The following is a 19,757-nucleotide window of genomic DNA, read 5'->3' as shown; positions in this document are numbered from 1 at the left end:
GGGGCGGTCTTGATTAACTGCCGGTGTCAGCAGGCGGCGTATTGGTCGGTATTATCGCGACGGGAGCCGGGTCAATTTCAGCTGACTTGGAACTCGGTTTTATCTGCTCCATGCCGGTGCGAGCACGTCAAGATTTGGTGCGATCGGTATCTCGTTCGCTCGCAAATACGTCCCGCCTAGATCGAAAGGTCTCGGATTTAACGGTTTGGTACGGATACTGCTTTCAGATGCGCGAGTTTAAGCAATGCGCTGCGCAGGCTTCGGCTCAAGCAGTCTTGTCGCTATCCCGACACATCGTTATTTGCAACCGGTCAGCAAAGGATATTATGAATACACTCTTGGAAACTCATTCGGCTAAGCTGTTGTCGGCGATGCCCGTGGTAAAAAGCTTTGAAAGCAAACTGGCCTCGTTGAACGATTGGTGGGGCAAGATCGCCCTGATCGGTAAAATCAACAGCCATAACGTGGCGACGACCATTCTGGATGATATGCATCGCACCCAGAATAAGTTCGGTGAGCTTCAGAAACAACTGACCCGTAATCTGCTGATTGAAAATGTGCAGAAGTTGGTGCTGGATAATTCGTCGAAAGCCCAAGTCGCCATCGATCTGCTGATTCGTAATTTGTTCGAGCGTACCGCGGATGTCGGTTTTCTGGCGACTGACGAGGATATAAGAGCATTTCTGGCGTTAGACATGCCCAGTGCCGACCAGGAGCAGTTCATCGAAAATCGGCTGCGAGAATATGTCAGAAAATACAGTGTGTATGATGAGATCATCGTTTTCGATACTCAAGGCCAGGTAAAGGCTCATTTGGACCAGACCAATCCGATACGTTTTTCCAGCGATCCGCTGTTGGCGGAAACCCTGGCGACCAGTCAAGATTATCTGGAAACGTTTAGGCATTCGGACTTACAAGATAATCGGCTGCGTTCGTTGATTTATTCCTGCAAGATCACCAGTACCGATGACAAGAGTTCGCAGTTGTTGGGGGTTTTATGCCTGTGCTTTCGATTCGATGACGAGATGAAGGGCATTTTCGCTGGGCTGTTGATGCCGGGTGATACTGGAACCATAGCCGTGACTGACGCGGACGGGCGCGTGATCGCCAGCAGTGACGAACGACTGCTGCCGCTGAATACCAGTTTTAAAGGCGAGGAGCGAGTGCGGATCGCTTCCTATCGGCGCCAAGATTACATCATCAATACCCGCGCTACCGCCGGTTATCAGGGCTTTTATGGTCTGGGTTGGCGTGGGGTGATGATGACCGCGCTGGATAAGGCATTTAGCCAGGATGATTCGGCGGGGCAGAAAAATAATTACGCTGACATTATCGATCAGGCCAGTACTTTTCCTAAGGAGTTGCGCGACATCCGCAAGGCTTCGGCGGATATTAATACCGATTTGGGTTTGCTGGTGCTGAACGGCCAAATCGCCTCGGCCCGGAAAAAAGCTGCCGAGTTCATGCCGGTGCTGGAGGCGATCAAACAAATCGGCAGTGATATTGCCGGTATTTTTGCTGCCTCGGTTAACTGCTTGCAGGAAGTGACCGTAATGTCCTCGCATTTGAACAATGCCGGATTTTTAGCCTCGTTGGCGGTCGATATCATGGACCGTAATTTATACGAGCGTGCTAACGATTGCCGTTGGTGGGCGCTGACCTCAGCCTTCAGACGCTGTTTAGCGAGTGCCGATCTGTCTTTTTCCGCCAGCCGGCAAATCACCGAGATTTTGCAGTATATCAATGCGCTATACACGGTTTACACCAACCTCTATGTCTACGACCGCAGCGGCCGGATTCTGGCGGTATCCGATCCCAAGCAGTCAATGTTGGTCGGCATGCAGGTCGATGCACTGGGTGGCGCGTCCGAGGCCTTAAAAAATGGCAGCTCGCAGCGTTATAGCGTCTCGGCGTTTGCGAAAACGCCGCTGTACCAGGGTCGGCATACCTATATTTACAATGCCGCGATCACCGATTTGCATGACCCGAGACAAATATTGGGTGGTATAGGCATCGTGTTCGACAGCGAGCCGCAATTTCAATCGATGTTGAACGATGTGTTACCGCGCGATAAGCAAGGCAATATCTTGGCAGGCTGCTTCGCGGTGTTTGTCGAACGAAATAAAACCATTATCGGCGTTGCCAATCATTCGAAGCTTAAGATAGGTGATACGCTGGGTTTGGACGAGTCGTTCTTTAAGCTGAAAACCGGCCAACGCAGTTCCGAAGTTGTGCAATACCAAGGCAAGAATTACGTATTGGGTGGGGCGGTATCCAAAGGATATCGGGAATATAAGGTTGAGGACGCCTATAGCAACGATGTGATTGCCATGGTGTTTATTCCGTTTTGAATGGTGGTTAAACGGAGGCCGAGGGGAGGTATTGGTGCCGACTACACCTAACTAAAAATCAGGCTGCCCTTTTTTACCTTGAGTTTAGCCACTAACAGGCTGTTGATTTTATCTCCCCCTCAAGCCGCATTGATTCGTTGAGTCAGAAACGATACCAATCAATAAGGCGCTGTTTTTATTGTAAAAATATCATTCATTGCATATTGCATTGACTTCATGCGTGGCGCCGACATTCGCAGAGTATAACAAGCTATACCCTAAGCCTCAGGCAGTGGGTCAGGAAATTTTGCATTGGGTTGGCTCGAGCAAAGGGTTCTGGATCCTTTACGGGTCTTGGGTGGCTCGAACAAAGAACTCTGACACCTTTTGCTATTTCTCTATAAAAACATTTTATACGTTTTGCTTGGTGTTTTGGGTTTTGGCGTGGCGGATATTTCGGTTCTTTGTGAAGCAGGATTTGAGCTGATTTGGCGCGCCTGACAAAACGCTAAGAAATTCGAGCTGTGCAGATGCTATTTTGCCATTACGGGGGGGGGTGATTTCGGCGCTTCCTCCCTTGACCGAGCAAATCTCAAAATGACTATCTAATGTTACGTAACGGAATCTATCAATTCCGAAATTCTTCTTGCATCAAATAAACGATCCTCACTGACTTCCGGCCTGTTCTTATTCGACAACGTTCGATTAACAGCAGACATTATCTTCTCCGAACTAACCTGACTAGGCCGAATAAGCACACCATGGCCCAATTTTTCTACCAGACTCATCATCAAAAATTGATCCAGATTGCTTGGAATCCCTATAAGAGGTTTATTTTCGATTAGGCTTTGATAAACCATTGGGCTTCCTCCGTTGCAGATCACAACGTCAGCTTTTTTTACACACACATCCGCTGGCAAATATTTACTTAAAAATATGCTACGAGCCCCCATTTCTTGCGGAAAATCATCAACGGTCGCGCAAATTACCGTGACTTGCATTGCACTCAGAGTTTGCAATAATAACGGCAAAACGCTACTGTCTCCGGAACTTCCAAGTGTAATGAAAATAATTGGATTTTCGGCTGGTACTCTATCCCACCAGTCAGGTAAAGGTACCGGTGCGGACCATAGTACCGGGCCGATAAACAAATGACTTGACGGGAAATGTTTCATCGGAATAAAAGAATCCAAATCCGCATAAAAAGTGAAATCAGCATCGGTGTACATCTCTCGTAAATCTTTTACTAGCCCTGAGTGCCCAAATTTTTTACATACTTTGTTAAACGCATTCGTATGAATTTTAAAGACAAAAGGTCTGACAAAATCGAATATTTTCTGAGCAAAACGGACGCCGAGGATTTTAGTCAGAATCATTTCAGGAACTGGATATTCGATATTTGCATAAGGACTCCAATACGCATTGGTGATCGTCGCGAACGGAACCTTTCTTAGGCGACAACTGATCGCCAAAGTAAGCCTGAAATCACCGATAACAAAATCCGGCTTAACTTCATCGATAATTTCCAATTCCTCATTAACGTATCGAGTCAACTCGTTAACGTTATAAATTGGCATCCCTTTCTGTAATCGTTGCTTGAATTCCGTGCAGCTTATGGAATACAAGTCTATCCGCTTAAATTTGATTAACCCCAGCATTTGATCGAATCGTGAGTCAGCAGCCAGCATAATGCTATAATTTTTGCAGCGGGCTAGTTCATTTGCAATTTTAATGCATCGCGCGACATGCGCGAGAGTAACCGTTTCCGCAAAAAAAAGGATACGTTTAGTGTTCATTTATTCTAAGTTTATTGGGGTTTAGTAGTTCTAAACTTTAAATTGAAGCAAATCCACCAAAGAGCAAGGAGTACCAATGTACGCCAATTTTTTAAGCCATTCAAACAGAACCCTAAAAGCGATAACACAATTGATTTTTCTGTCAGCTTTGTTTGCACCGCAAGGCTATGCAGCTAAATTCGACTTAGACTCGCAAAGCGAGGTGATTTTTCCTTCGTTTGATTCCAACAAAGCGCTTCCCGGACTTGAATCAGGCGAAGTTTATCAAGGAACTGACGATGTTAAATTACTTGAAAGCGAAGATGATTCGATCAGAAATTTACTTAGAAACGGCATTCTTCATTTTCGTGCTGGTGACATAACAAAGGGGTTGAACGAGCTCAAACAGGCTTGGGAAAAGGCTCCAAATATGCCTTCAACCAGTGTCACGCTTGGCATGCACTATGTTAAAGCCAAAAAGTACAGCGAAGCACTGGGAATAGCAAAAAAACAAAAAGAATTTTTTCCTGACAAACCATATGCTTTTATTTTAGAAGGTTTTGCGTATCAAGGTTTAGGGGAAAAAGACCGATCTATAGCTGCCTTTAATCAAGCGCTCAAAATGAGTCCGGGAGAACCCGTGGCATCCGCAGCACTTGCTGATTACGCCGTAAGTGAAAAGAATACCGACAAAGCCAGAGACCTATATCTGGCAGCACTTAAACATCATCCCGATAGCCTTAGTACCTTATTACTTCTGATAAGACTCGATAATCCATTAAAGAAAGATACTCGCGAAACTGAAATGCTTGTTGAAAAAGCGGTCCAGGCTTCTCCCGACACACCGTTCACCCATAAAACGGTTGCTTATGCATATTTTCTACTTAAACAATATTCGCATGCCGTAGCGGAGATAAACAAAGCTTTAGCGGTTGAATCCAATGCACCGACCCAGTTTCAACTAGCTCAATATTTAGCGTATGACGGACAAATGAAGGCATCGAGTGAAATTTTGCACACGTTAATGAAGCAATACCCTGATAAGGTAGCCCCAAAGGCACTGGCTGGAAGACTCGCTCTCGCACAAAAGCAGCCGGAAGAAGCGGTAAAACTCTTTAAGGAGGCTTATGCCTTACAAGATACGACAGATATTGCCCTCCAATTAACCTTGGCACAAATCGCCACAGGCGATAAGCAATCAGCTTTCATTACGCTGGAAAACCAGGTCAAAAAATTTCCTAAAGATGCAGTGCTGCGTGGCCGCTACGCCGAGCTGCTTAGAAAAAATGATCGTCAGCAAGAGGCCATTCAGCAATACAAAGAAATCTTAAGCCTCACTCCCGGCGATCCGTACATTAAAAACAATCTAGCGTGGCTACATTTCGAACAAGGAGACCTCAAGGCGGCGATGCAGCAAGCTGAAGCGGCAAAAGATATCGCTCCAAATGATCCTAAGATTTTGGATACTTATGGTGTAATGTTAATGAAAAACAATCAATTTTCGATGGCTGTTGAAATTTTTCAAAAAGCGCTAAAAGAACAACCAGATAACACGACTGTACGCATTCATTTAGCCGAGGCATTAGCCAAAACAGACAAAATCGATCAATCCAGGATACTTTTGAAAGAATTAATCAAACATACCGATTCGTTAGAAGAGCGTCAGTCAGCCGAAGAATTACTGAATAAGCTTGAATCACATTAGGGGACCTCGAAATACAGGCAAAATGGCCTACAAATCTGTATCTAAGTGACCCATCAAACCAGCCAGCTGATTTGGTGCCTTATTGTCGCCCTGTTTGGGGCTGCTTTTATCCTGAAATCGCCTTTTTTTAACGATGACAGGCACACACTATGCTTGTCAGAAGGCAAGCAGGCTTAATGCGGCCGCTCCTTAAACTGCAGAGGCGGCGCAAATTATACGTGGCGTCCTTAAATTTCAGCTAACGTGGCGCGAGCTAGCTCAATACTTCGCAAGCCTTTGTCGCCCATCAGTTCCAAGCTGGCAAACACATGCTCAACTCGGGTACGGGTTTTGGCAATCCGCGTATTGCGCCGCTTTTGGAAGTTGGATATTTTCTTATGGGTGCCGGTTTTTCGAGGAGTCCCTTGGTGTCAGATTTTTTTACACTATAACGTAAAACCTTGCCGCGCCATTTGGGTTTTTATTTAAATTTCAATAACATAAATATTATGGCCCGTATACTGCTTATTCTTTATCGCAATCAACAGATTGTTTGTTGAGTTCGAGAGTTTTTACTGGAGTTTATTATGAAATTACATACACAAATATTGGGCGCGGTTTTCGCACTTTCTGCGAGCGCAAGCGCGAGTGCGGATGGTTATATTGACTTATTTGCAGATCCACCGGGTGGCATTCAAGTTTTAGACAAGGTCGAAGGCGCAAATGCCGACAACGCCACTAACTTTGCCGAGAGCGGTGCATATGCTTCAATTTTAGGCGGGTATCGTGATATAAAAGCAGACCTTATCACTACTAATGATCCGGGTTTTGATGCAACTTCTATAGTCGTAAATAACGGCCACTTAGCATTTAATAACGACCAAGGCACTAACGGATTAGGCATAGTACAGTGGGACGGCCAGGATAATAGTAGTGCCCTTGATACGAATGGTTTAGGCGGAGAAAACCTATACAGCCTTGGAGATGCATTTTTCTTCGAAGTCTTGACAGCAGACCTTGGTTTTGATTTTAGTATTGGCCTTTATGACATTGATGGCAACTACACAATTTACGATCTTGCATCAAATTCGGGAAATCATTTTCAAACTATTGCCTTTGACTTATTCGACAACGCACAAGGCTTAGGATTGTGCGGACAGACTGATTTTGACACAGTTGCTGGGCATGTTAATTCTGTGACGTGTAGTGGAAACGTCGATCTTACAAGGCTTGGTGCCATTGAGGTAATATTCAACACCAACGGTGGTATCGTAGATGTTGACTTATCCATTGGACCGGTTAAAACAGTCCCCGAACCAAGCACAATGGCTCTTTTAGGCTTAGGCTTAGTTGGTGCTGGTTTTTCTCGCAGAAAAAGAAGTTAAATTTATCAAAAGGTTGGTAAGTTGAGAAAAGCGCTCCTTTGAGCGCTTTTCGTTTTTGCGTCAACATACTTTACGTCCATAATTCTTACTCGACTTCTATTTGTTTAATGCGTTTGAAACCATTCGGTTCGCGAGAACTCCCATTACCCCAGGAAAAAAGCGATATATCCAAAGCAAAATCTTTATCTGCCCTATCGGAATAAATACCCGACCTTCCTTTAATTCCTTGATAATTTCGGCGGCTACCTTATCAGGCGATAACTTTTTCATCTTAAAATCAACCACCATTTGTGTATCTACTGGCGGTAATAAAACCTCGATCACTTGCATTTTGGTATTCCTTAACTGATAGCGAAGCGATTGCGAAACTGAATGTAACGCAGCTTTCGAGGCACTATATCCCGGCATTACAGTCAAAGGCAGAAAAGCAGCCGCAGAGCCGATATTTACTATAGCAGAATAAGGCTGATTTCTTAAATGTTCTGAAAATAACTGCGCCAGCCTGAGCGGTGCCAAGAAATTCGTTTCCATCTCCTTTACTATGTTTTCGTAGAAATTCTCGTCTCTTAAATCACTAAAAAAAGCAACTCCCGCGTTGTTTATAACAATGTTCAGCTCTGGAAACTGATTCTTCAGTTCACTCACAAGATTTTTCCGCTCACTATCTTGGCAAAGATCGCACTTTACTGCATGAAGCCTAGGAAATTTATTTTTCACTTGAAGCAATTTTTCGTCATTACGACCGGCAATAATTACCGTATTATTCAGTTGAAGTAGGGCTTTGGCTAGAGCCAGACCCACGCCGGAGTCTCCGCCGGTTATCAATACGGTGTTTCCTTCTATTTTCATCCGCTACCGCCTCCCCAGGCTAATTTTTTCTGACAATAACCGCTGGTTCGGCGGCGGAAGGAAACCAATAACCAAATAACGCAAAAAACCATAATTTCGGATTCCGCAAAAACGCACGCGTAGTATGTTGCTCATTCATCGCATGATCGAGATTATGGCCAAGCGCTTTATTCAGTTCGTCGAGAAAGCGATAATTGGAAAACGGTCTTAGTGTATCGTGATATGAACGACGGTAATGAGCAACCAATGTAACATCGTAACGCTTAACAATGTTATGTAATGTCGATTCGGTAATGATAATACGGTGATAGGGTTGATGAAGCCGCATAACATGTGGCTCTAAATTTTCCATATTGACCGGCTCAGAATCAGCGGTGCCTATATATAAAAGCCCTCCAGACCTCAAAAGCTCAAGGTTTAATTCGATCAGTTTATAAATATCATCGCAGTGCTCCAATGTATCGTTATTGACAATGACGTCAAACGGAGCTTTATCTGACGGCAATTCTGCAAACGCTTCGACATAAGGATCATAGCCTACAACACTCTGAAAACCCTGTTGTTTAAGATAGTCGACATAGATGCCGTTTCCGCACCCAACATCAAGAATTGTGTCCGTTTTCTTTACCCCTGACCTCAACAGGCGTCCAGTAAGATTTTTCAATGTTCCTTTAGCAAACACATCCAACTGGCGTTTGTTTAACGGGTAATCTTTGTAAATATCTTCAAAATCTACAGGCTGAATACTTATGATGCTCAAACATTTCGGGCATTTCCATAATGGAAAATCCGTATGGAGGTAGCGCTCGGTATTTCCTTTGACAGTGCCTAAATCCTGCGGCCTAGGATCGGTGGTTGAAAAATTACAAACTGGACACGTCAGGGGGTGATTATTACAGTCAAAGCCGCTTTTCTTCATTTGCTTTCAAGTTTTTTCGCTACGCCAAAAATAAAATCTCCGCCGGCCTTCTGAACCCAGCTTTGCCTAATTTCAAAACCTAGCCTTTCCAGTTCCTGAATAAATACATTCCCTGAAAACCGATTTTCCATCGGATGCTTAAATAATACGTTATAGGGCCATCGTAATATCCATTGTTCGGTAACTTCTTGAAAAATAAACTGACCATTAGGCTTTAAAACGCGATGAATTTCGCTTAGAGCGACCTGCCAATCCGGAACATGATGAATCGCGGCAAAATTAACCACTGCACCAATACTGTTGTCGCGAAATTTCAGGTTTGTAACATCACCAACAAACAACTCTAATCTATTACTGCTGAATTCGTTTAACCTGTTTTTCGCTTTACTTAACATATCTTCATCCAAATCAAAAGCAAACACTTTCTTTGCGTTCCATTGGTTTAAAATTATTTCCGTTCCGACGCCATGAGCGCATCCCACTTCCAGTACATCCAAGCCGTCAACGTTTGCTCCAAGTTTTTTAAGCAATGGTGCTTCGATTTGGCGTTGAATATAAAACCGAATTGGATTGTTCATCGCCATTTTTTCAAGAAAGTTCATTTTCATTTCGTGAAGCTCCCAAATATACTTCAATAAAATATAAGTTAAAATTCACAGACTCAATAAATGATCTGCGACACGCAACGCGTTCGCAGCAATAGTAAGGGAGGGATTGGCTCCCCCGCTAGAAGGAAAAAATGAGCTATCTATAATCGTTAAATTATCAAAATCGTGAACGCGGTTGAATTTATCAACTACGCTAGTTGCTGGATCGTCGCCCATTCTACAAGTACCACACACATGCGCGAGTCTTTCATTGTTTTCTGCTTGCTTGATAAGAATATGACGTAAAGGCTTGAAAACTTGCTTTAACTCCGTTCGGAATCTTTTTATTCGCCTTTTATCATAATCTTTGATTTTGTACGTAAACTTGATTCCAGAATTACCATCCGGGAACACTCTATTATCTGTATACGGCAAATCTTCGAGAGTTGATGCAAGAATCAAACGGTTACACAACATTTGTTCTACCATTGGCCTAATAATGGGTTTTATCCCTCTATAAAGATAGGCAGCAAAAGCAAACGCAGTATTATGTATATCTTGTTCAATTGTCTCGACTAATATATCAGCGGGAGGCATCCAACCAAATGATTGAACAGTCCCGAATTTCATTTTAGTTGAACAATAAAAATCATTAAATGCAATTTCTTTTATATTTTCGTACTTTTGTGGTTTGATTCCTGAATGAAAAACATACATATCAACAAAGTGCCGCATCAAGTTTTTTCCTACCATCCCTGAGTGGTTTGCCAAACCGCTTGGATATTTTTCCGTGGCTGAGCGAAGTAGAATAACAGGCGTTACCAATGCCCCCGCCGCTAAAACAAAATGCTTCCCTTTAAGCCGAATTTGACTACCTTTCCACTCTGCGTGAATTGCTGTTATTTTGTTTTTAGACGAATGAATTTTTTCTACCTCACACTGATCTAATAGTGTTGCTCCATATCTGGTGAGTGCTGGTTCTAAACAAATTTTTGAACTGTCATTTTTACATGCTTCGGAACAGAGATATCCTTGGCATGTATTGCATTTGTTCGAGGAAAATTCGCAAGCAATTGGCAGCCTATAAGGATGCATCCCTTGTTTTTGTAAAAAATCATATAACTCCTTATTGGCATTGGAGAGCGGAGGCGCGGCAAACGACATATTATCCCCTCTAACTCTATATAATTTTTCTGCCAATTCGTAGTAAGAAGAAAGTTCATCGTAGGTAATAGGCCATTTTTCAGGAATCGAAGATTCCTCAGCGTCGAAATGCCAACGACCAGCTTCGAAGTCTTCTGGTTTGAAACGTTCCATTGCTGCACCATAAAGCGAGCTAGATCCACCCGTTCCTACGCCCATGAAGGGGATAAAACTCTTTGTCTTTTTTGCGGAAACATCTTTGATTTTAAATGGCCACCTTCCTGACTGTTCTAAAACTTCATGATCTTCTTCAGAAGGCGATTTCCGAATTGGAAAGAACTGCTCCGCATAATCTCCTGAAAACTCCCCGGAAGTAGCAAATAACGAACGTCCTTTCTCGCAAAACAGAACCTTTTTTCCTTCTTGAGCTAGTCGGAAACCTAACGTTGCCCCTCCAATGCCTGTGCCAACAATAATATAATCCCAGTCAATATCTTCAGGATTATCGGTCTGGTCATTAAGAACTGAATCTTTCATAAATATTAATTCGTTTGTATGTTGTGCTTAGTGTTTAGTGAAACATTCCCAACATCAATATAATTATAGTATTCCATTATTATCCAGTTAAGAATTAGTGGCCGTAACTGCAAAACCTAAGCAACTTGAAGTTAAGGTGCCGTCATTCTAAAGCAAGGGCTGATAGGCGTTGGGATAGCGGCAATCAATACCCTCAATCTCCAAAGTTACCTAGAAATACTCCCCATCGATTGGACTGTCCACTAGATGGCGGCATTTCTGTCATTGATTAAGTCTCTCCAAAATGTTTTTTCCATGGCAACTTTAGAAACAATCCAAATTCCATTTTTCTAACTATCTAAGTTTCTCCGTTTTGTTTCGATTGTGCGTGCGCTTCCGTAACCAATTCGAAAGCTTGAAATTAAAGTTTCCGTTTCAGAGATACTAGATTGATCAATTAAGGATATCCTCGTACGCTCGATCATTTGCCTATGTTTATCACCAAAATTCAATACTTTTGTTTGAATTAATCGGTGTATAAGTAACGGCAAACCTATTATGGGTTGCATTTCTAACCCCTGATTTGTCGCTTCCAACCATAGCCTTTGTACTGCACGACCGCCTTGCACGAATGCAAATTTATCATTTCCAGCTGAACTGATCATTGCCAAAACTGAAGCATTTCGGCAATTCCACCAGCATTTGAGGCCTATAATTCTCGACAAACCGAATAAGTTAGCTATTTTGACCACCCTCCAGAACCGCATTAGCGGAAAAAACACTTTCTCTATAGGATTGAGTCCTAATGTTTCAACCGGCAAACCATCTCGCGTCTCGTCTACTTGCTCCATGTTCCAACGGATTTTGTCAAACAAGAAGCCATGTAGATCCTTGCGCTCGAAGACTAGGCGATCATTGACCATTAAAATTTTTGCCAACGCATTGATTTTATCTTTTTGGTTTATAAGGCTGATTGATATATTGTCAAGACATTTTACAGATTCCTTTAACTTCTCAAGTGATTGTTCCGTAACGTCGACTCGTCGAAAAGGGAATCGGTTAGTGCGTCGATTGAAAATCGAGTGATACAAAGGATCGGGTTGAGGCAATGCACCGGTCAGATCCATTCGAACCACTAGGTCTGGCTCCAAATCATCGGGAAATAATTGATAGCGCACTGCAATTCCCATATGCCCCGCTGCAATCAAAATGTTTTCCAATAAGGCCCCATGGGCTATATAGGAAGCAGCTTGCTCGAAGTTGTAATAGGAATCGTCTTTCTCCGGAAGGTTATACAAGTCTATCCTTGTAAAATCTTCCGACACCTGAAACCGCCACGGTTGGACGTTATCGCCGGAAGGGGCTCTAATTGCGGCTTCCAAAATTTTATTGATCAATTCTTTATTCATTTTTTGACCCGACATCGGATGTGAATTTAGGGTGTTTTTGGATTTTATTCAGCCACCGTTAAAATAATGGGGGACCTCGAAATACCGGCAAAATAGCCTAGAAATCTGTATCTAAGTTACCACTCAAACCAGCCAGCTGATTTGGCGCCTTATTTTCGCCCTGTTTGGGGCGGTTTTTATCCTGAAATCGCCATTTTTGACGATTTCAAGCGCACTATGCCCGTCAGAAGGCAAAAGCAGGCTTAATACCGCAGGTCTTTAAACTGCAGAGGCGACGCAAATTATAAGTGGCCACCTTGAAGTTCAGTTGTAACGTGGCGCGAGCTAGCCCAACACTTCGCAAGCCTTTGCCGCCCATCTGTTCCAAACTGGCAAACACATGCTCAACTCGGGCACGGGTCTTGGCAATCCGCGTATTGCGCCGCTTTTGGCAGTCGGATAGCGGTTTGCCTTTGGCCGCCTTGCGTTGGATATGCACCCGAAGACCTGACGCTTTGATTCGCGCTTCACGTTCTTTGTCCACATAGCCTTTGTCAGCATACAGTTCGCGGCCGGTATTAAAAGTGTCCAGCACCTCATCCAGATGCAAGGTATCGTGCTCGCTGGCCGTGCTGACTTTAACTTTACGAACCAGTTTGTATCGCTTATCCACGTTGGCTGACAACTTGTATCCGAAGTACGATTTGCCATGCTTTTTTGTCCACGTCGCATCGATGTCTTTTTGCCGACGCTTGGCGGGTGACCAGTCGATAGGCATGGCCTGCTCTTCGATCAGGGCTTTCTCGCCTTTAGGCCGATGCTGCTTGGGCGCGGGCACGATGCTGGCATCAATCATTTGGCCACCACGCGCCAGATAGCCGTGCTTATCTAATTCGCGATTCGCGGCTTCAAAGATCGTTTCACTGGCTCCCGCCGCCATCAGCCGCTCACGGAATGTCCAGAACGTGGTACCCACAGGGCATAAATGCGATCGGGGATCTGGCTGCTGTGCCTTAGCCCGGCAAATCGTTGGAAACTCAAACGATCCAGCAATTGAAATTCCAGTTGCTCGTCGCTGAGGTTATACAGTTGCTGCAATAACAACATACGAACCATGATTTCGGTCGGAAACGGCGGACGACCGCCGCGCTCCCGACTGGGTCGGGGTGCCGCTGCATCAATCGCAGCTGCTAAGGCGGCGAAATCAACATGCTGTTCCAGGATTTGAAGAACATCACCTAACTTGTTCAGCTTGGTTTCTCGTTCTTTGGCAGCAAACAGGCTTTCTTTGATCATGGGCTTTAGAATCCGCTGGATGATGATGCGACTATGTTCTCTTGGGGGCAGGTTTTTCGAGGTGCCCAATGGCGCCACCGAAAACAGACTACGTAATACTTATCCAAGCCGAATATTTGCATTGCGAATTCCTCTACCGCCAAAGCCTCAAAATCCGCAAGCGGATAGAAGAAGTCTTCAGTTGGACCAAGACCGTCGGCCCGCTACGACAAACCAAGTTTCGCGGGATGAAGAAGGTCGCGGCACAAGCGATTTTTACCTTCGCGGCCTACAAATTGGCACGGATGAGCGCCATTTTTGGCTGGTGATACAGCACCGCCTAGGCGGTCGTGCGCCTGAAACCCGCCAAAAGGCGGAAACTTAACCCCTTTAGGGTGAATATAGGCGGCCAGAACGGTTTTTTAAGGCGTGCTCGGGCTTCCGGACGCCCCGCAGCCGCAAAAAATGCTTTTGAAGCCGAAGGCATGGGGGCAATTTTCAAAAGCCTGTTAAACGACGGCGAAACCTTGCATATGCTGTTCAGGGTAGGCTACCCAAAAAAATGCCGATAAAATCGAAGCGATTGCCATCGAACGCGGTCTATTCTGGCATTTCGTTTGAAAACGAATGAAATCAACCCATTGTCAATTTCATAAACTGCCGCTTAGCCAGCGCAATGCCTAAACGCTGAATCGGATTACCATTCCCGCCAGGCCGCCAAGTTCTTACCAGTTTGTTTGTGTATGCATCGAACTGTAGGCCCCACGGCGCCGCCAACACTTTGCCGCGCTTGAGCAATATCTTTAACACTTGTGTTGCAGCAACACCGGCACAGAGTTCACAGGCCATCGGCGTAGAAGGGCCTTGGTGACGGATCAAATCGACCGCGCTTTGGTCGACTAAATAGCCTTGTTGCAGCATCGCAGGCGACAGTCCCAGCAGGAAATGAAGGATTTTATCGGTTTCGGATTTGCCTTCCAGCCGGAAATATTGTTCGAACGTAATTTGGCCAGGCAAGAAATTCAACAGCGCCGTACCCATGCCCAACGGCGCAGCCGTCACTGCGGGGATATTGTGTTTGGCACAATAGGCGAAAACCTGCTCCCGTGCATCGAAAGCAAAAAAATCCAGACCATCGACATATATATCGACACCCGTAAAAAATTCCGACAGATTTTCTGCCGTCACTCCGCTGGGAAATGTTTTAATCTTTATTTCCGGATTTATATCGCGCGCCATTTGCTCGAGGACCTCGGTCTTCGGTCGTTCCAGGTGTGAAACAGCTGCGCCAGCCTGGCGATTAAAGTTGGGCAATTCGAATTTATCGAAATCGGCGATATTAAAGGCACCCACACCGAGGCGCGTCAATGTCAATAAATGACTCCCTCCCACGCCGCCTAAGCCGGCTATTGCTATCCTTTTGCCACGCAAAATATATTGCTCTTCCGTCGTCATCCAGCCTATGTTTCTGGAAAACGCCTGTTGATAATCAAATGCCGTAGCCATAACTACCCCTGTTGTTTATTTATGGTTGTATAGGTGAAATGATATACTGTCAATCTGAATCTGTATTGAGAATCTAATTATGACCTTCCCATTGGCGTTCGCTAAAACTTAACTTAGCTGTTCTACTAATGAAATCCGTTGTAGTGACCGTTTCCACACAGATGCTGTATCACAACCCCATGCGTTTGGTTATGACGGTCATCGGCATCGCCATCGCTTTTTTCCTTGCAGCAGCGCAAATTGGCCTGCTGGTCGGCTGGGTAAATACTAATAGCGCAATCATTAATCATGCTGGCGTTGATATCTGGGTAATGCCCAAGGCAACCCGTACCCTGGATTTCGGAAACCCACTTCCTCGACATCGAGTTCAACAAGTCAGTAGCGTTAAGGGAGTAAGTTGGGCTGAAGGCTTGATAGTGACCTGGGTCAATTGGCAACATCCGCAAGGCAAGCGTATAACCGTCGAATTAATTGGTATTGACATCGGAAATGCGGGCGCACCGTGGAAAATGAAGTCCGGTTCGATTGATTCCATCCATCTACCAGGCACCGTTATTGTCGACGAATTATCAGCTGACGCATTAGGCGTCAGCAATGTTAACGACAAAGCGGAAATGGAGGAAAAAAGGGTTATCGTTGGCGGTATCTCAAAAGGCGTCCGTACTTTTACCGCCTCTCCGTTCGTCTTTACATCTATCAAAAACGCTTTGAATTATGCGCGATTATATCGCGATGACGAAATATCCTATGTTGTAGCCCGTATCGATTCCGGTTCCAACCCATTTGATGTACGTGACCGCATAGCAAAGGAAGTGGCAGATGTCGAAGTTTTGACCACTGAGGAATTTGCCGATAGATCAGTGAAATACTGGATGTTGGAAACGGGGGTTGGCATAACTGTCATCATCACAGCGCTGTTAGGGTTGCTGGTTGGAGCTGTCATTATGAGCCAGACTTTGTTCGCCATAACCCAAGACCATATCGGCAATTACGCTACATTATTAGCTCTGGGCTTCCATCAAAAAACCTTGCGTCAAATCGTTCTAACCCAAAGTTTGAGTTTGGGTGGAGTGGGTGTGGCTGTCGGTTCTTTGCTGTTTATCATTGCATGTAACATCTCTGCACGTAGCCCGATTCCTTTAGAGACCACGCCTTTGGTTTCATCCTGCCTTATAGTCTTTTCACTATTTTGCTGCATAGCCGCTACCTGGTTTTCGATCAGAGCCATTTTTAAACTTGACCCTGTATCGGTGTTCCACGGATGAAAAATGTCATGACATGCCAAGGGATCATCAAAAACTATGGTTCTGGGGATATTATGGAATTGGTGTTAAAACAAGTGGATTTGGAGTTCTTTCAAGGACAAGCCTCCGTTTTGATTGGTCCTTCCGGCTCAGGGAAAACCACATTGTTATCAATATTGGGCTGTTTGCTCTCACCTAGTGAAGGGAAGCTATTGATAGACAATCAAGCCGTCAATTTCTCTGACAAAAGCAGTTTGACAGAAGTGCGTCGGCAAAAATTAGGGTTCATTTTTCAGCACGCGCAATTGCTCCCGTTTTTGACGATAGAAGAAAATCTCGCTGTTGTAGGTCAAAATGCCGGCATGAGCAACGATGACATTTTCTTCCGCCTTGATGGGCTATTGGACCGTCTCGAACTCAGAGCAATGCGTTACAAATACCCGTCACAACTCAGTGGTGGCCAGCGACAACGTGTAGCCATTGCCAGAGCCTTATTACACCGACCATCAATCGTTCTGGCAGATGAGCCTACTGCCGCATTGGATTGGCAGACAGGTAAAACTGTAGTCGAGCTATTGCTAGACCAAGCGCGACTAGAGCAGGCAGTGCTGGTAGTCGTAACGCATGATACACGTATGCTGCCCTTGTTCGACCGGATACTATCGATCGCAGACGGCATTGTTTCCGAACAACAGCAAACTGCGGCTACGGATAATATCTTTTACTAACCTAATATCGTTGGAAATTTAGCATGCGACGCCTTTCCTTCCTGTTTTTCTTTATTAAATTAGCGACAGCACAACCTGCATACTCCGAACAACGCTGGATTCAAGGAATTGGTTATGTTGAACCAACTAGCGAGATTCGCCGACTTGTTTTTAGGCATGAAGGCATCTTAGGCGGATATAAGGTTGATATCGGTCAACAGGTTAAAATTGGCGATATCTTGGCCAATCAAAAAAATGACGAAGAACAAGCCGCAGTAGCCTTAGCTGAAAGCCAATTAGTCGCGGCTCAGGCAGAATTAGAAAAGGTGTTGGCAGGAGTTAACCCTTACGAAATCGAAGCCAAAAAAAGTGCTGAACATGTCAGTATATTAGATTCAGAGTACGCTCGTCGCAAATTAGAACGCATCGATAAATTAATGGACGGTAAGTTTGCATCTGAAGATGAGCGAGATTTGGCCGAAACCAACGCCAAGCTCAAACGAGCGGAAAGCCAACGCGCTATCGCCGAAACGCGCTACCTGACTAACTTTGTACGTGACGTCGACAAACGAGTTGCCGAAGCTCAAGTAGCTATTGCTAAAGCCCAATTACAATCGGCCAAACAACATCTATTGGAAACGATGCTAGTTGCCCCAGAAAATGGGACTATACTGGAAAGGATATTGCGTGTTGGCGAATCCACTTTTGCAGCCGGTAGCCCTGAACCAGCTTTACTGCTTGGCAATTTATCCAACCTCAGGATCAGAGCCGAAATAGACGAAAATTATGCTTTAACGCTTCGAGAAGGGCAAAAGGCAATTATTTTCGGCCGCGGACTCGGGGAAAGAGAAATTCCCGCCCATGTCGCCTTGGTGAAAAAAATCATGGGCAAGAAAACGGTTTTTACGAAAGCCGCTACCGAACGCAAAGATATCGATGTGATTCAGGTATTTATCGAGCCTGATGGTGAATTACAGTTGCCCGTAGGCTTGGAAGTGAATGTGAAAATAGCCACAAATTGAACACACTCACCTTGCACCTTTACCCCACAAAATCACTTCTACCGTACTCATCATAATCGTCAAGTCCAGAAAAAGACTATAATTTTTGACGTAATATAAATCGTATTGCAGTTTTTGGCGGGTGTCGTATTCGCTGGCACCGTAGGGATAACACAGCTGAGCCCAGCCGGTAATGCCCGGTTTCACTCGGTGTCGTTCCTTGTAATAAGGGATGTTCTCTTCAAAGCCTTTGACGAACTCGGGGCGTTCCGGGCGGGGGCCGACAAAGCTCATATCGCCTTTTAGTACATTCAATAGTTGCGGTAGCTCGTCTATCCGGTATTTGCGAATGACTTTACCTACTAACGTGACGCGATTATCGGTTTGGCTAGCCCATTGCGCGCCGTTCTTCTCTGCATCCACGCGCATGCTGCGGAATTTGATGACATTGAAAACGACGTTACGGTAACCCACGCGTTTTTGCCGATAAAAAATCGGTGCTCTAAAACCGCTCTCGATATAGATAGCCAGCATGGTAAGCAGCATCAGCCACCAGCTCACGGCAAGTAATATCAGGCTGGCAAAGATATCGAAGCTTCGTTTTATGATGGGACGTAATCCGTTATTGACGAAACCATCAGAGAATAGCAGCCAGCTAGGGCTTAACGCTTCCAGGAAAACTAGTCGCTGCTCTCTTTCATAGAAGGTTTGCAGGTCCATGACTTGTACGCCTGACATTTTGACGTCCAGTAAGTCTTCGACCGGTAGTTTTTTTCGTCTGTCGTCGACCGCTATGACGATTTCATCAACATTGGCCGCTTCCACAATGTCTGTGAGCGTGATGGCGTCGCTGAGAGCGATAGCATGAGGAACGCTGATGGGTTCGTCTTCCAGTGTGATGTAGCCGACGATTTCGAAGCCCTTGTAGATGTAACTAGAGTTAACGACGCTGAGTTCGCCGGCTCTTTGACCGCACCCGATGACCAGCACCCGACGTTTTAAGTTATCAAGGTTAACGAAGCGGTAAAACAGATAACGAGTTAACAGCAATCCCACGAACGAAAAGATGATCGCCGAGATTAAAACGCTACGGGCCAACATCAAACCTGGAATGATGTAATAAGTGAACGCTAGTATAAAAACAGCGATGGCGAAGCTAACGCTAATGCGCTGCAAGATATTATATTCTTCTTTATCTAGGGTTTTTCGATACAAGCCCAAAGCCGAACAACTGAGGATAAAGGCGATCGAAAAAACCAATGCCGATGCTGCCAGTTCAGATGGCGAATACCAGGACGCGGAATATAAAAATCGAACCGCCGCGCCGCAGTACATGGCGACATAAAATACTAGCGATTCTGTTAGCAGCAACCAAAGATAGGCTGCGGAGATATAGTGTCTAAATATTCTTATCATATCGAGCTAAAGCTAGACTGCTGAAGGTATTA

Annotated in this window: 15 protein-coding genes and 1 pseudogene; 7 read left to right on the top strand and 9 right to left on the bottom strand. The window is 44.9% G+C overall.

Annotation, left to right across the window (positions count from 1 at the left end; all coding sequences use genetic code 11):
* Positions 1-326: 326 nt before the first annotated feature.
* Positions 327-2,351: a cache domain-containing protein gene (locus tag QZJ86_RS16360; protein WP_301671540.1), complete on the top strand. Its 2,025-nt coding sequence runs from the start codon at positions 327-329 to the stop codon at positions 2,349-2,351.
* A 590-nt stretch (positions 2,352-2,941) separates the two neighbouring features.
* Here the strand turns inward: QZJ86_RS16360 and QZJ86_RS16355 are convergent.
* Positions 2,942-4,126, bottom strand: a complete 1,185-nt coding sequence (locus QZJ86_RS16355) for a glycosyltransferase (RefSeq protein WP_301671539.1) — start codon at positions 4,124-4,126, stop codon at positions 2,942-2,944.
* A gap of 76 nt (positions 4,127-4,202) precedes the next feature.
* Between QZJ86_RS16355 and QZJ86_RS16350 the strand changes: the two genes are divergently transcribed.
* Together QZJ86_RS16350 and QZJ86_RS16340 are read left to right on the top strand one after the other, a co-directional pair.
* A complete protein-coding gene (locus tag QZJ86_RS16350) occupies positions 4,203-5,810 on the top strand; it encodes a tetratricopeptide repeat protein (RefSeq protein ID WP_301671538.1) in 1,608 nt (535 codons plus the stop codon).
* 566 nt (positions 5,811-6,376) lie between these two features.
* Positions 6,377-7,174: a PEP-CTERM sorting domain-containing protein gene (locus QZJ86_RS16340; RefSeq protein ID WP_301671537.1), complete on the top strand. Its 798-nt coding sequence runs from the start codon at positions 6,377-6,379 to the stop codon at positions 7,172-7,174.
* 96 nt (positions 7,175-7,270) lie between these two features.
* Here the strand turns inward: QZJ86_RS16340 and QZJ86_RS16335 are convergent, their stop codons facing one another.
* The 6 genes and pseudogenes from QZJ86_RS16335 to QZJ86_RS16310 form a co-directional block, all read right to left on the bottom strand.
* Positions 7,271-8,023 (bottom strand): SDR family oxidoreductase, encoded by a 753-nt coding sequence (locus tag QZJ86_RS16335; protein ID WP_301671535.1) that lies wholly within the window; start codon positions 8,021-8,023, stop codon positions 7,271-7,273.
* Between the two features lie 19 nt (positions 8,024-8,042).
* On the bottom strand, positions 8,043-8,942 hold the full coding sequence (locus QZJ86_RS16330) for a class I SAM-dependent methyltransferase (protein ID WP_301671534.1): 900 nt from the start codon (positions 8,940-8,942) through the stop codon (positions 8,043-8,045).
* Complete coding sequence (locus tag QZJ86_RS16325) at positions 8,939-9,544, bottom strand: class I SAM-dependent methyltransferase (RefSeq protein ID WP_301671533.1); 606 nt, start codon at positions 9,542-9,544, stop codon at positions 8,939-8,941. The genes QZJ86_RS16330 and QZJ86_RS16325 overlap by 4 nt, the downstream gene beginning before the upstream one ends.
* A gap of 51 nt (positions 9,545-9,595) precedes the next feature.
* On the bottom strand, positions 9,596-11,209 hold the full coding sequence (locus QZJ86_RS16320; protein ID WP_301671532.1) for a GMC oxidoreductase: 1,614 nt from the start codon (positions 11,207-11,209) through the stop codon (positions 9,596-9,598).
* Between the two features lie 329 nt (positions 11,210-11,538).
* The gene (locus QZJ86_RS16315; RefSeq protein WP_301671531.1) at positions 11,539-12,597 is read right to left on the bottom strand and encodes a nitroreductase family protein; all 1,059 of its coding nucleotides are present in this window, start codon (positions 12,595-12,597) and stop codon (positions 11,539-11,541) included.
* Positions 12,598-12,820: 223 nt separating this feature from the next.
* Positions 12,821-13,872, bottom strand: a pseudogene (locus tag QZJ86_RS16310) (IS5 family transposase).
* A 68-nt stretch (positions 13,873-13,940) separates the two neighbouring features.
* Between QZJ86_RS16310 and QZJ86_RS16305 the strand changes: the two are divergent.
* Entirely contained in the window at positions 13,941-14,180 is a 240-nt protein-coding gene (locus QZJ86_RS16305; RefSeq protein ID WP_407081622.1) for a transposase, read from the top strand.
* A gap of 304 nt (positions 14,181-14,484) precedes the next feature.
* Here the strand turns inward: QZJ86_RS16305 and QZJ86_RS16300 are convergent, their stop codons facing one another.
* Complete coding sequence (locus QZJ86_RS16300; protein ID WP_301671529.1) at positions 14,485-15,357, bottom strand: ThiF family adenylyltransferase; 873 nt, start codon at positions 15,355-15,357, stop codon at positions 14,485-14,487.
* A gap of 128 nt (positions 15,358-15,485) precedes the next feature.
* On the opposite strand from QZJ86_RS16300, the gene QZJ86_RS16295 reads away from it, so the two are divergent.
* The 3 genes from QZJ86_RS16295 to QZJ86_RS16285 are packed head-to-tail and all read left to right on the top strand — an operon-like array spanning position 15,486 to position 18,330.
* Positions 15,486-16,622, top strand: a complete 1,137-nt coding sequence (locus QZJ86_RS16295) for an ABC transporter permease (RefSeq protein WP_301671528.1) — start codon at positions 15,486-15,488, stop codon at positions 16,620-16,622.
* Complete coding sequence (locus QZJ86_RS16290) at positions 16,619-17,329, top strand: ABC transporter ATP-binding protein (protein WP_301671527.1); 711 nt, start codon at positions 16,619-16,621, stop codon at positions 17,327-17,329. Before QZJ86_RS16295 ends, QZJ86_RS16290 begins: the two co-directional genes overlap by 4 nt.
* A 23-nt stretch (positions 17,330-17,352) precedes the next feature.
* On the top strand, positions 17,353-18,330 hold the full coding sequence (locus QZJ86_RS16285) for an HlyD family secretion protein (RefSeq protein ID WP_301671526.1): 978 nt from the start codon (positions 17,353-17,355) through the stop codon (positions 18,328-18,330).
* A gap of 6 nt (positions 18,331-18,336) precedes the next feature.
* Here QZJ86_RS16285 and QZJ86_RS16280 read toward each other — a convergent pair whose 3' ends face one another.
* Positions 18,337-19,725 (bottom strand): TIGR03013 family XrtA/PEP-CTERM system glycosyltransferase, encoded by a 1,389-nt coding sequence (locus QZJ86_RS16280; RefSeq protein ID WP_301671525.1) that lies wholly within the window; start codon positions 19,723-19,725, stop codon positions 18,337-18,339.
* Positions 19,726-19,757: the final 32 nt, after the last annotated feature.

Origin of the sequence: Methylomonas montana, from assembly GCF_030490285.1 — a bacterium.
Taxonomy (GTDB): domain Bacteria; phylum Pseudomonadota; class Gammaproteobacteria; order Methylococcales; family Methylomonadaceae; genus Methylomonas; species Methylomonas montana.
This window is presented reverse-complemented; position numbering and strand designations above follow the sequence as displayed.

What these genes read in the sequence shown, in the direction of transcription:
- QZJ86_RS16360 (WP_301671540.1), top strand. Translation starts at nt 327, where the DNA reads ATGAATACACTCTTGGAAACTCATTCGGCTAAGCTGTTGTCGGCGATG.
- QZJ86_RS16355 (WP_301671539.1), bottom strand. Translation starts at nt 4,126, where the DNA reads ATGAACACTAAACGTATCCTTTTTTTTGCGGAAACGGTTACTCTCGCG.
- QZJ86_RS16350 (WP_301671538.1), top strand. Translation starts at nt 4,203, where the DNA reads ATGTACGCCAATTTTTTAAGCCATTCAAACAGAACCCTAAAAGCGATA.
- QZJ86_RS16340 (WP_301671537.1), top strand. Translation starts at nt 6,377, where the DNA reads ATGAAATTACATACACAAATATTGGGCGCGGTTTTCGCACTTTCTGCG.
- QZJ86_RS16335 (WP_301671535.1), bottom strand. Translation starts at nt 8,023, where the DNA reads ATGAAAATAGAAGGAAACACCGTATTGATAACCGGCGGAGACTCCGGC.
- QZJ86_RS16330 (WP_301671534.1), bottom strand. Translation starts at nt 8,942, where the DNA reads ATGAAGAAAAGCGGCTTTGACTGTAATAATCACCCCCTGACGTGTCCA.
- QZJ86_RS16325 (WP_301671533.1), bottom strand. Translation starts at nt 9,544, where the DNA reads ATGAACTTTCTTGAAAAAATGGCGATGAACAATCCAATTCGGTTTTAT.
- QZJ86_RS16320 (WP_301671532.1), bottom strand. Translation starts at nt 11,209, where the DNA reads ATGAAAGATTCAGTTCTTAATGACCAGACCGATAATCCTGAAGATATT.
- QZJ86_RS16315 (WP_301671531.1), bottom strand. Translation starts at nt 12,597, where the DNA reads ATGAATAAAGAATTGATCAATAAAATTTTGGAAGCCGCAATTAGAGCC.
- QZJ86_RS16305 (WP_407081622.1), top strand. Translation starts at nt 13,941, where the DNA reads ATGGCGCCACCGAAAACAGACTACGTAATACTTATCCAAGCCGAATAT.
- QZJ86_RS16300 (WP_301671529.1), bottom strand. Translation starts at nt 15,357, where the DNA reads ATGGCTACGGCATTTGATTATCAACAGGCGTTTTCCAGAAACATAGGC.
- QZJ86_RS16295 (WP_301671528.1), top strand. Translation starts at nt 15,486, where the DNA reads ATGAAATCCGTTGTAGTGACCGTTTCCACACAGATGCTGTATCACAAC.
- QZJ86_RS16290 (WP_301671527.1), top strand. Translation starts at nt 16,619, where the DNA reads ATGAAAAATGTCATGACATGCCAAGGGATCATCAAAAACTATGGTTCT.
- QZJ86_RS16285 (WP_301671526.1), top strand. Translation starts at nt 17,353, where the DNA reads ATGCGACGCCTTTCCTTCCTGTTTTTCTTTATTAAATTAGCGACAGCA.
- QZJ86_RS16280 (WP_301671525.1), bottom strand. Translation starts at nt 19,725, where the DNA reads ATGATAAGAATATTTAGACACTATATCTCCGCAGCCTATCTTTGGTTG.